Origin of the sequence: Floridaenema evergladense BLCC-F167 (genome assembly GCF_041929205.2) — a bacterium.
GTDB classification, from domain to species: domain Bacteria; phylum Cyanobacteriota; class Cyanobacteriia; order Cyanobacteriales; family Aerosakkonemataceae; genus Floridanema; species Floridanema evergladense.
In genome coordinates, this window is the sequence record NZ_CM171625.1 from 5,148,733 (window position 1) to 5,161,413 (window position 12,681).

A 12,681-nucleotide genomic window follows, 5' to 3' on the forward strand; every position below is an offset into this window, starting at 1 on the left:
TACCATATTAATTTTAGGAGGATAGGAGATGAAATATTATGAGTAAAATTACGGAAAATCACCAAAAAATTAATCAATGATTCACCGAAACTACTGAAGACCATCACTTGCACAATTGAGATAATAGGATCGTTTTATCCTTGGTCACGCTTCTCTCTGATAAATTGTAAGCTTTTGATCCCAAAAATTTTGCCAAATTATGAGCGTACCTAACCTAATCAAAATTCTGAAAAATATTACTATTGGTCAGTCTCTAATTCCTCCTATTTCCGCGTCCCCTGACCCATCACCCATTATAAATTTAAAGCAAAATAGTATAATCTATTGGACTTTGACCCTTGGGTTAATGGGAGTTTTAGCCGGATGCGGCAATGATAGCCAACAAATTGAAACTATTACACCTATTAAACCTGTTAGTGCAATGCCCTCCAGCATTGGTGAAAATGGATATCGGTGGGCTAACGTATCCATAGGAGGAGGTAGTTTTGTTACAGGTATTTACATACATCCTAAACAAAAAGATCTGGTTTATCTGAGAACTGATATAGGTGGATTTTATCGTTGGAATGCAGCTAATAAAAGTTGGATTCCTATAACTGATAGTTTTACTCAAGCGCAACAAACTTACTATGGAGGAGAAGCTTTAGCTTTCGATGCCAATAACCCGAATATTGTTTACATTGCAGCTGGAAAATACTCTGCTTGGCAACCTAAAGGGTCTATTTTTAAATCTAGCGATCGCGGTCAAACTTGGCAAAAACTAAACTTAGATTTAGGAATGGACAGCAACGACGATTACCGTTGGGCAGGAATGAGATTAGCTGTCAATCCTCACAACTCCAAAATCATCTTTTTTGGTTCCCGACATGATGGTTTATGGAAATCTCAAGACGCAGGTACAACCTGGACTAAAGTTACTTCATTATCGGCAAAACTTACCCCGAAAATCGGCGTTTTAGGGATTCTGTTTGACAAGCAAAAGCCAGGTCTGGTCTATGCTAATGTCTTTGGAGATGGGATTTATCAATCTACTGATACAGGCGTAACTTGGAGCAAAATTGAAGGCAGTCCAAATCAGCCACAACGGATGGCTGTTGATAATAAAAGTAATCTCTACGTTACTGCTAAATCTGGAGTTAGCAAATACGCCAAAGGAGTTTGGACTAATATCACTCCTTCAGGTAAAGAAACATTTTTTAATGCTTTAGCTATTAATCCAAAAAATCCCAATGAAATTATTGTTGCTACTGGTCAATCGGTAAAAACAAAAATTTATCAAAGTTCTGATGGTGGGAACAGTTGGACAGAAAAAAAAGCATCGCTACAACACACGGTTCCTTGGTGGTACGATCCGACCCATCCGATGTTTTCGATTTGGACATCTGCGATCGAATTTGACCCCCATATACCCGGAAAAGTTTGGTTAACAGATGGATTTGGCATTTGGCAAACAAACAACATCAACGTCAATCCAGTTGTCTGGACTAACTACCAACAAGGGCACGAAGAAGTCGTTTCCTTTGCCTTAGCTGCACCTGCAAAAGGCCCCGTTTTATTAAGTGCGTTAGCTGATGTAGTCGGTTTTTATCACGACAAAGGACTTAACGCCTATCCCTCGCAAAGATTACAAGGCACACCCGAATGGCGAGATACCTTAAGCCTTGACTATTCACAGAATAATCCCCAGCGGGTAGTCCGTGTGGGTGGTGCCAGATGGAACTCCACTTACACAGGCGCAACTTCCAGCGATGGCGGTTTAACTTGGAAAAAATTTCCTTCATTCCCAGCAAACACAATGCCTTTGCGGGTAGCTGTTTCAGCAACAGACCCCAATCAGTTTGTCATTATCACCAGCAAAGCCCAACCTCTACGGACAACAGACGGTGGCGCATCTTGGAAAAAAGTTGCCGGACTACCCGATGGACCCGGAGGGCCTTGGTTTTGGAATCATCCTCTAGCCGCAGACAAAGTAGATGGCAATACCTTTTACTATCACAGAGAAGGCAAAACTTACCGCAGTACTGATGGAGGTTCATCCTTTACTTTGGTTAACTCATCTCTTCCTCACGGTCAGTGGAATAGTTACGCCATTAAAACAGTTCCCGGTTTTAAAAACGAGGTGTGGGCGAGTTTGGATAAAAACGGTTTGTTCCGTTCCACAGATGGCGGTACTAATTTCACAAAATTACCTTCCGTAGAAAGGGCTTCCTTATTTGCTTTTGGTAAACCGCCCCAAGGCAGTACTACTCCCGCCCTTTATTTATACGGAAAAGTTAGGGGCATCGGAGAGGGAATTTTCCGTTCTTTGGATCGAGGGCAAACTTGGGTCAGTATTGGTTCGCGAGAAAATCCGATCGGTAATGAACCCAACACGATGGAAGGAAGCTGGCAACAATTTGGCTTAGTCTTTATCGGGACGAATGGCAGGGGGATTTTTTACGGAATTCCCCAAAATTCCAAAACTATTGCTCAAATACCATAAATACAACCAGAACCCGACTTCTTTAAGAAGTTGGGGAAATTTCTGCCCAGATGCACTAGGTTCTCGAACAGACCTGTTGTTCTCTGGAGTCTAGTTGAGCTTGAGTAAAACTTTTTTTCTCAATACCAGTTTTGAATGATTGCGCTTGTGACAATAAGGGTGAAGTCAGTGATTCTACTGTCATTAGAATTACGGAAGCAGCCAAAACTATAAAGCCAGCAGCAGTAAAAATTAATGTTAAGGGTAAAGAAGTCAGTCTTTGTATAGATGATTTCATAGCCATTTTGAGTATTTATGTAAAAACCTTGATAATAATGATACTAGATTGAGTTCAGTATTGTCAACAGCGATCGCCACCTACTTAAGTGATCCTACTAGATTACGTCCCAGGCAATTTATTTCCACGTACTAACTTGATTTTTATTTAATAAATGTGTAATTAATAAAAAATTAATTTAATAGAAAGAATAAAAACTAATCTAATGCTGTCGTATAAATACAAATTGCTTGATAAAGATTTGCAGAAATCCGGCTGGGTAGGGGCTTAGAATATCAGTGAAATTGGCGATGACAAGCAGATATACATATCTGAGAGAATATTAATGATAAAGTTATTTTGTAGATTTTATTAATCATGGATAAGCCAATTTTAACGATTTTTTACCAATTCAACCCTTGGCGTAGTAGTATCGGGGGAATCCAGACTGTTATTAAAAATTTTGTTAAATACGCTCCCGAAGAATTTGCAGTAAGACTGGTGGGAACAGGAGACGATCCGCGCCAGCCGATCGGGAAATGGCAGGAAGCTGAGTTAGCAGGCAAAGCAATTAAGTTTATGCCTGTACTTTACATAGAAAATGATAATGTCAGAAAGCTAATCCCCACCACGATTAAGTATACTGCGGCACTTTTTGGTCGTCAGCTGGCTTCTGATTTTATGCACTTTCATAGATTGGAGCCAACAGCGGCAGCATTGAATTGGAAAGGAGAAAAAACTCTATTTGTTCACAATGATATTCATAAACAAATAAGTTCTCAGAGTGGAAAAGATGCGATCGCGTGGCGTTACTTACCAGCAGCATATTTTGCGATCGAACGGCTATTAGTTAAACAATTCACCGAAGTACTCTCTTGCAACACAGAATCAGCGAAATTATATAGAGAACGCTATCCCCAAATAGCAGACAAAGTGAAATATGTAAAAAATACGGTAGACAACGAAATCTGTTATCCCCTAACCTGGGATGAGAAAGAGCGGGAAAGACTCAATTTGGCAGAGCAAATGGGTAAATCAGAAGAGACAAAATTTATTCTTTTTGCTGGTCGATTGCATCCTCAAAAAGACCCGATTTTATTGGTGCAATCTATTGCTGCTTTAAACAATTCAAACGTTCATTTGCTAATAGCAGGTGATGGAGATTTGCGGGATAAAGTATCTTCAGAGATCGATCGCTTAGGACTGCAAAACCAAGTAACAATGCTAGGAGCAATTAACCAAAACGAACTAGCAAAATTGCAAAAAATTTGCAGTGCCTTTATCTTAACCAGTGCTTACGAAGGTTTACCATTAGTAGTTCTGGAAGCACTAGCCTGCGGAACACCGATAGTAACAACTCGATGTGGTGAAACTCCTAACTTACTTTCTCCTAAGAGTGGAGTGATTTGCGAAGAACGCACGCCAGTTGCTATTGCAGATGCTTTGGGTAGGATACTCTACAATCCACGCGATTATCCGATCGAAGCCTGTGTTGAAGCTGCTGCACCCTATAGTGCAAAGACTGTAGTGGGTGACATCTACAAAGATATGTTGGAGCGTTGGCAACAGCGCAGTTCTTTATCAAAAAATCAGCATCTCACAAGTCTAACAGGGGTTTCTCCATGAAAATAGCTGTAATTGGTGTCAAAGGCTTACCCGCTAAACAAGGTGGAATCGAACATCATTGTGAAGAGATTTATCCGCGTTTGGTAGCACAAGGTCATTCAGTAGATTTGTTCGCCCGTTCTTCCTATACTGAATCCACCTCGCTGGAAAGTTACGACTATCAGGGAGTTAACGTTGTCTCTTTACCTTGCTTGTATGCTGGAGGAATGGATGCGCTACTGAGTTCTGCACTGGGGGCGATCGCCTCTGGAAGACAGCAATATGATATAGTTCATTTCCATGCTTTAGGGCCATCACTTTTTTGCTGGCTACCAAAACTCACCACCTCAGCGAAAATCGTCGTCACCTGTCATGGCTTAGACTGGCAGCGTGCCAAATGGCAAAAAGCTCCTGGGAAATTACTATACTACGGGGAACGAGCAGCAGTACGCTTTGCTGACGAAATCATAGTTGTTTCCGAAGACCTGCGCTCCTATTTCCAAAAAACCTATAACAAACAGACAACTTATATTCCCAACGCCGCTTCTGTTTTAGCTCAATCAGACCCGGAATTTACTTTTGGTACTTCCCTTGGTTTAACACAGCAAAAGTACATTCTATTTTTAGGCAGACTCGTACCAGAAAAATGCCCCGATTTGCTGATTCAAGCATTCCAAAAACTCCAACCACAAGGATGGAAATTAGCTCTTGTTGGTGGCACCAGCGATACTGCTGAATACTCTACAAAACTAGTCAACATGGCAGCAAATAACGAAAATATTATATTTGCTGGTCAACAAAAAGGCTCTCATTTAGCAGAACTTATTCGAGGTGCTGGATTATTTGTGCTTCCTTCCAAATTAGAAGGACTACCCTTAGCAATGTTGGAAGCAATGCAAGAAGGTATTCCGGTAGTTGCCAGTAATATTCCTGTCCACGAGCAACTAATATCTGAGCGAAGGGGTTTAGCGTTCCAAGTGGAAAATTTAGACTCCTGTATTAGCACTTTAGATTGGGCAATTAATCATCCAGAGGAAATGGCAGTAATGGCTAAAAATGCCCAGAAATATGTCCAAACTCACTTTAACTGGGATGAAATTAGCGCTGAAACTTTAAAAGTGTATACAACACTCCACTCCTCTTTAAAAATCGGAAACAGAGCAATCCAGCTGGCAAATAACACTTATGAAAGTTTAATTTGAATTTTTTGCTAGATTGTTTAGCTAAAACCATCTAGCCTTGTATCTCCATGCTAATTTTTGATACTCAAAAAACCGGGCTTCTGGACTTAGAAACGGCTTTTTTTCTAAAGAAACCCAGCTTTTGCGGGAGTATGAAAATTTTTACTCTAAGCACTATATCCAACTACTACAGCTTCGCCTGTTGTACCATGAGCAGGTCGTTCTGTGCTACCTGGTTTATCTTGACGGGTGAGTAAATCAAATACATGATCGCCGATCGCCAATCTGACATCTTCTTCTAAATCGTGCATCACATCTCGATTTAATTTAAACGCATAGTTGGCTTCTTCTACTATGCGTTGAATTGTAGCTTCATCGATCGCTAAAGAGTTCAAAGCTTGGCGATACTTTTCCTTAAATTCTCGTCTAGCTTCTACAGTGGGAATTTGTTCAAAGTCGTGTAATCCGGTACCTTCATCTGGTGGTAAATTCAATGCCGATCGAATAATATTTTTTAAAGCTTGTCCACCAGACAGATCGCCCATGTAACGAGTATAACTGTGAGCAATTAAAAGCACTGGGTCGTTGTTGGCGATTTCTTGGAGGCGATCGACATAAACCTTACCAGCAGGTAAAGCAGCAATCTCTTCCCGCCAATTTTCACCATAATAATAAGCTAAATCTTTCTCTAAATTTGCCGTGCGATTTAACTCAGGAAAATACATCACTCCTAACACTGGATGATCCTGATAACGCCGCAAAGAATCTTCTAAAGTAGTGTAGACTAAATACAGATTTGCCAGCAACTTGCGGAATGGTTCTCTTTCAACAATTCCTTTAAGAAAACACTTCATATAAGCAGTATTTTCCGCAGCAGTATGAGAATGTTTCGTGCCTTCTCGCAGACTGTTGGCTAAATCGTGACTCATCTCAATTTACCTCTTTTCTAAGACAATGCGCTTTCAGCAGGCATCTTTATCCATCCCACCAAAAGACTTTTAATACTCTATAACCATTAGGCGATTAAATGTGAAACAGTTTTCATAACTTAACAAAGTTACAGTAAGATTAACGTTTGTTACCTTTTCCACACAAAGATCTTTTCAAGAGGCGGCAAGTAGTATAACTTAAAAACTATTGAGTTATAGCGAGACAAACACTATGGTTACTTCTCCGCCAAAGCCCTCTCAGGAGTTAGCAGGTAAAACAAAAGCACTAAAGGAAAACATCCTCACACCGAGATTTTATACGACAGACTTTGAAACTGCGGCCCAAATGGATTTATCTGCCCAAGACACCGAATTACAGGCAATGTTGGCAGAAATGCGGGCGGATTACAACCGTCACCACTTTGTTAGGGATGAAGCGTTTAATGAGTCTTGGGATCATATTACGGGAGAAGACAGACAAGCTTTTATTAATTATTTGGAGAGATCTTGCGTTTCTGAGTTTTCCGGGTTTTTGCTGTTTAAGGAACTTTCGCGCAAATTAAAGGATCGCAGTCCGCTGTTATCGGAAATGTTTAATTTGATGGCGAGAGATGAAGCGCGTCATGCGGGATTCCTCAATAAGGCAATGGGGGATTTTGGCTGTACGATGGATTTGGGTTATTTGACAAAGAATCGGGTTTACACATTTTTCCCGATCGAATGGGTAATTTACACAGTTTATTTGTCCGAAAAAATTGGTTATTGGCGCTACATCATTATTTATCGCCATTTAGAAAAACATCCTGAAAATCAGTTTTATCCTTTATTCCGCTATTTTGAAAGTTGGTGTCAGGATGAAAACCGTCACGGAGATATTTTTAAAGCATTGTTGCGATCGCAACCAAAACTGTGGCAAACTTGGCAATCTCGCTTGTGGAGTCGGTTTTTCTTGCTGACAGTTTTTGCCACTCACACTTTAACTGTTCACGAAAGAACAGGATTTTATAAAGTATTGGGATTAGATGCAACGAAATTTGATGCGGAAGTAATTCGCAAAACTAACGAATCAGCTGCACGCGCTTTCCCTTCAGTTCTAGATACAGAAAATCCAGAGTTTTTCGATCGCCTACATCGCAGTTCCGATCTAAATTTACAGATGTCCCAAATTGATGGTAGTTCTCAACCCAAATGGTTGAAAGCGTTACGGAAATTACCATTGCAGTTATCAATTTTCGGTCATTTGCTACGGATTTATCTGCTCAAAGGTGTTGATGCAGAAGCCTTGCGAGGAACCGTGCGTTAAAAAATTCTACCAGATCCCCGACTTCTTGAAGAAGTCGGGGATCTTGCTTAGGGAACTGCATAAATTTTTAAATCGCGCCAAAGTCGAATGGGGAAGAGACTTATCAGTTCCCTACTTTCCTAATCAGCAGGAAAAAGAATCATTTGAGAAACTCTGGAAAACCGAATTAAATACTTGGCGCTCATCGACAGCTAAAGATACAATGAGAGCGATCGCAACAGGTTTACAAAAACTACTTAAACAACCAAATCTAACTCGTGAAAAATTAGACAGTATACTCAGAAATCCAAAATTTACAGTAAAGGGAATCACCGGACAATTTAAGTTTAACAACAAAACAGGCGAACGTGAATTTTTCTTTCAGCAACAGCGTCCTGATACATTAATTCAAGTTCAAAATAGTAAATTTGTTAAAATTGAGTAGCTCTCCATTAATCAAACTAAATTATTATTTATAGCCTTAGTTTTGTCAGTAAAAAATCAAAAAGTATAGCAGAATACGTCAAGTAGAAGTAACAAATTTTTATAAAAATATTAAGAAATGTGCCTTGACGAAATAAAAAAAATTTGCCATAAATTGCTTAAGCGCGATCGAGTCTCAAAGTTTTGGTAATTAGAACGACGATCGCATTTCATTGTGCGGAGTGATATAGCAACAGCTAGATAAGTTTTGACTGGATTAAAAATATTAATAGTAGATTTGGGAGAGCAAACTGCATAAGTAACATTCGTTCAGACATATCAGAGATTAAGTCAAGATTTACAACTTGCTTTTTAGTCAATTCTTGAGGGAATCATGTATGGCTACTTCTACTGCACTAGATAGTCTGTTTAACGCTGATTTCTATCGCTCCCAGAATCCCGATTTAGCTAACTTGGATAACCAGCAAGCTTTTGCACACTGGAGAAATGCTGGTATAGCTGAGAGCCGATCGTTTTCACCCTTCATTGACTTAAATTTTTATCGCTCTAGTAACCGCGATTTAAGAAACTTAGGAAATCTCGACCTATTCAACCATTTTGCTAATGTAGGTTTGTCAGAAGGGCGAAAATTTTCACCTTTTCTAGACCTACAATTTTACCAAGATAGCAACCCTCAGTTAGCTCTATACAGTAAAAGAGATGCTTTAGCGCACTTCGCTAATCCTAACTTTGGCTTGAATGAACGGCGAGTTTTTTCTAGATTTATCGATCTCAATTTTTATCGATCGGTAAACTCCGATTTAGCTAACTTAAACTACCGTCAGTTATTTGACCATTTATACCAATCTGGTATCAATGAAGGACGAATATTTTCACCCTTTGTTGACCTGAATTCTTACCGAACTAACAATCGAGATTTAGCTTCTTTAACTAACCGTCAATTATGGGAACATTTTTTGGTTAATAGTTTTGTTGAAGGACGTAAATATTCCCCATTTCCTTTTAATCGTACATTCGGTTATGGTTTAGTAAATGCAGCAGCAGCAGTCGCTAAAGCAACTGGACAAAATACTTTTCCCGATGTTCCCAATTTAGGTGGTAATAACTGGGGATTAGATATGATCAAAGCTCCAGAAGTTTGGCAAAGAGGTGTCACTGGACAGGGAATTGTCGTGGCAGTTATAGATAGTGGAGTTGATTACTTTCACCCTGACTTAGATAATAATATTTGGGTAAATACCAGAGAAATTGCTGGAAATGGAATTGATGACGATCGCAATGGTTTTATTGACGATGTTCGCGGTTGGAATTTTTTCAGTAGTAACAATCAGCCACTAGATTTAGACGGTCACGGTACTAGTGTAGCCGGAATAATTGCCGCAGAAAATAACAATATTGGCATAACTGGAGTAGCTTTTAATGCCAAAATTATGCCAATAAAGGTACTTGAAAGATTGCCTAAAAATGACCTCCCTTCTGGAACTGATGATGATGTCGCTAATGGCATTCTTTATGCTATTAGGAACGGAGCAAATGTAATCAACTTAAGCTTGGGTACTTTGTCTCAATCTCAAACAGTTAGAACAGCAGGAGCTATTAAAGAAGCTTTTGAAAAAGGTGTTGTTGTTGTTTCAGCAGCTGGAAACGATAGTAGCCTTACGCCTATTTATCCGGCTCGTTATGCTACCCATTTTGGCATTGCTGGTGGCGCAGTCGATCGCAATAAAGTTATTCCTGCTTTTTCTAACGATGCTGGTTTTACACCGATCGATTATGTAGTTGCACCAGGAGTAGATGTTTATTCCACATCTGATTTTAACGAATATGAAACTAAAACTGGTACATCAATGGCTGCTCCTTATGTAGCGGGAACAGCTGCTTTGATTTTAAGTGCCAATCCCAATCTATCACCTGTTACGGTAGAAAATATCCTGACTACAACAGCCGATCCAACTGGGATATTAACTGGGCTATTGATCGATTTTTAATAGCACTTACGCAGTGGCTAAATATGGTGGAATGGTGCGTTACACTGGCGTTTTTCTTAAATACCGCAGGCTATACGCACCCTACTTATAGAGGCTACTTACTCATCTTTAAGTGACTGTCCCTAAAAGTTTCCTTCCCGTTCCATCAGAATAATTTGGGCACTTTTTTCTGGGTTATCTTCGGTAGGTTGACGCTGAACGTAAGTACCATCAGATTTAAGTTCCCATGCCTGACGATTATCTGCTAACAGGATATCGAGGATTTCTTTTAATTCCTTTGCACAGGTGGGGTCTTCAACTGGGGTGACTGCTTCCACTCGTCTATCGAGATTGCGCTCCATCCAATCCGCACTACCAATATATACCTCTTCCTCGCCGTTGTTGTGGAAGTGGAAAATGCGAGAATGTTCTAGATAACGTCCGACAATGCTAATCAAGCGGATATTTTCGCTCACTTCTGGCACACCTGGACGCAAACAGCACATTCCTCGCACAATCAAGTCAATTTGCACGCCAGCTTGAGATGCTTCGTACAAGGTTTTAATGATGCCGGGGTCGATCAGTGCGTTCATTTTGGCGATGATGCGACCGGATTTTCCGTTTTTAGCATGGTCAGTTTCCCGACGAATTAAGGCTTCCATGCGATCGCGCAATGTTACCGGAGCTACCAACAATTTCCGAAACGACTTTTGTTTAGAAAAACCTGTCAAATAATTGAACAAATCTATCAAATCTGCACCCAGTTCTTCCCGGCAAGTCAGCAATCCTAAATCAGTGTAAATCTTCGCAGTCTTGGCGTTATAATTCCCCGTGCCAATATGACAATAGCGGCGAAAATCATCGCCTTCGGAGCGAATCACCAGTAACACTTTTGTATGTGTCTTCAAACCCATGACACCATACACTACATGAACTCCCGCTTCTTCTAAAGCTTTTGCCCAGTTAATGTTACTTTCTTCGTCAAATCTGGCTTTAATTTCTACCAAAGCCACAACCTGTTTACCATTCTGCGCCGCAGCAATCAAGGCTTTAATAATTGGCGAATCGCTGGAGGTGCGGTACAAAGTCATTTTAATTGCTTGCACGTCAGGATCGTGAGCCGCTTGAGTAATAAAAGTTTCTACCGATGCGGCAAAGGACTGATATGGGTGATGCACCAACAAATCGCCTTGACGAATGACGTAGAAAATATTCTCGGTTGTCGTTTTACCCAAGATTTGCTCTGTGCTCAGATGGCGCAAGCGTTGGGGAACTACAGGAGTCCAAGGTCGATCTTTGAGGTGGGGTAAGGGTAATGCCATCAAAGACATAAAATCTCGCATTCCCAACCAACCTTGGGTCATGTACATATCGTTGGAGTCTACTTTCATCCCCTTGATTAGGGTTTGCTTGACAAATTCGGACATGGTGGGAGGAAACTGAAATCGAACCACTGAGCCACCAAAACGACGTTTTCCTAGCTCTTGGGCGATCGCTTCTACTAAATCATCCGCTTCTTCTTCCTGAACGCTCAAGTCAGCATCGCGGGTAATCCGAAATAAATGTTGCTCCTCAATTATCATCCCTGGAAACAGCGCTGCCGAGTTATCTGCCACTATTTCTTCCAGACAAACTCCTGCCCAAACTACTGGGCGATCGCTCTTCGGATATACTTCCTCTGGCAATGGCACCAAGCGAGGTAAAGTATCTGGCACTTTGATGCGAGCAAATCCTGTTTCTCCGGTTTCTGGATCTTTAAGCACCACTGCCAAATTTAAACTCAAATTCGACATTACCGGAAATGGGTGAGCCGGATCGACTGCCAAGGGAGTTAGGAGGTAAAATACCCGCTTTTGAAAATATTGTTTTAAATAATCGCGTTGAGTCTGATTTAACTCGGCGTATTTTAATAAATGAACTCCTTGGGCTGCCAATTGCGGACGTATTTCTGTTTCAAATAACTCCTGTAACTGAGTCACCATTGGATGAAGACGCTGGCTGATTTCATCTAATTGTTGTTGGGCTGTTCTTCCATCAGGAGTCAAGGTGGCGACTTGGGATTCTACTTGTCTTTGCAAACTTGCTACTCGCACCATGAAGAATTCATCGAGGTTGGAACTAAAGATAGCCGCAAATTTCACTCGTTCTAGTAAGGGTGTGCGGGGATCGATCGCTTCCTGTAACACCCGACGATTGAACTCCAACCAACTCAGTTCCCGGTTGAGATAGTACTTCGCGTCACTTAGATTAATTCCTGCAACGTCTTCTTTATGTTCTTTATGTTTAGCCATAATGATGAAAGTTACTTAGGATATTTGGACAACTAAATTAGATTCAACTAAAACGATGACAACAAATTGTAAAACCTTTAGGCTGATTTTACAACTCGTTCTCAAAAAAATATAGGTCTACTTTGCTTAATAACACTTAGTCAATTTTCCTACAAAGTACTACTGAAAAATTGTTAAAAAAAACAAAAATTTCTTTGAGGAGATTTTCATCTCTAGATAATTTCTAATTAAACTAATCTTAATA

The 12,681-nt window shown here is 40.3% G+C and carries 9 protein-coding genes; 6 read left to right on the plus strand and 3 right to left on the minus strand.

Going from position 1 to position 12,681, the window contains the following annotated elements; translation table 11 throughout:
• Positions 1-199: 199 nt before the first annotated feature.
• Positions 200-2,482, plus strand: a complete 2,283-nt coding sequence (locus tag ACE1CA_RS24845; protein ID WP_413277219.1) for a VPS10 domain-containing protein — start codon at positions 200-202, stop codon at positions 2,480-2,482.
• A gap of 55 nt (positions 2,483-2,537) precedes the next feature.
• Here ACE1CA_RS24845 and ACE1CA_RS24850 read toward each other — a convergent pair whose 3' ends face one another.
• On the minus strand, positions 2,538-2,759 hold the full coding sequence (locus ACE1CA_RS24850; protein WP_413277220.1) for a hypothetical protein: 222 nt from the start codon (positions 2,757-2,759) through the stop codon (positions 2,538-2,540).
• A gap of 357 nt (positions 2,760-3,116) precedes the next feature.
• Here ACE1CA_RS24850 and ACE1CA_RS24855 point away from each other — a divergent pair, with 357 nt between their 5' ends.
• Complete coding sequence (locus ACE1CA_RS24855; protein ID WP_413277221.1) at positions 3,117-4,364, plus strand: glycosyltransferase family 4 protein; 1,248 nt, start codon at positions 3,117-3,119, stop codon at positions 4,362-4,364.
• Positions 4,361-5,545, plus strand: a complete 1,185-nt coding sequence (locus tag ACE1CA_RS24860; RefSeq protein WP_413277222.1) for a glycosyltransferase family 4 protein — start codon at positions 4,361-4,363, stop codon at positions 5,543-5,545. Before ACE1CA_RS24855 ends, ACE1CA_RS24860 begins: the two co-directional genes overlap by 4 nt.
• A 146-nt stretch (positions 5,546-5,691) precedes the next feature.
• Here ACE1CA_RS24860 and ACE1CA_RS24865 read toward each other — a convergent pair whose 3' ends face one another.
• Positions 5,692-6,453, minus strand: a complete 762-nt coding sequence (locus tag ACE1CA_RS24865) for a biliverdin-producing heme oxygenase (protein ID WP_413277223.1) — start codon at positions 6,451-6,453, stop codon at positions 5,692-5,694.
• A 232-nt stretch (positions 6,454-6,685) separates the two neighbouring features.
• Here ACE1CA_RS24865 and acsF point away from each other — a divergent pair, with 232 nt between their 5' ends.
• The 3 genes from acsF to ACE1CA_RS24880 all read left to right on the plus strand — a co-directional run bounded on the left by acsF (position 6,686) and on the right by ACE1CA_RS24880 (position 10,167).
• On the plus strand, positions 6,686-7,756 hold the full coding sequence (acsF, locus tag ACE1CA_RS24870; protein ID WP_413277224.1) for a magnesium-protoporphyrin IX monomethyl ester (oxidative) cyclase: 1,071 nt from the start codon (positions 6,686-6,688) through the stop codon (positions 7,754-7,756).
• 43 nt (positions 7,757-7,799) lie between these two features.
• Positions 7,800-8,180, plus strand: coding sequence for a hypothetical protein (locus ACE1CA_RS24875; RefSeq protein ID WP_413277225.1), 381 nt, complete (start codon positions 7,800-7,802; stop codon positions 8,178-8,180).
• 376 nt (positions 8,181-8,556) lie between these two features.
• Entirely contained in the window at positions 8,557-10,167 is a 1,611-nt protein-coding gene (locus tag ACE1CA_RS24880; RefSeq protein ID WP_413277226.1) for a S8 family peptidase, read from the plus strand.
• A 122-nt stretch (positions 10,168-10,289) separates the two neighbouring features.
• Here the strand turns inward: ACE1CA_RS24880 and ppk1 are convergent, their stop codons facing one another.
• Entirely contained in the window at positions 10,290-12,437 is a 2,148-nt protein-coding gene (gene ppk1, locus ACE1CA_RS24885; protein WP_413277227.1) for a polyphosphate kinase 1, read from the minus strand.
• Positions 12,438-12,681 lie beyond the last annotated feature (244 nt).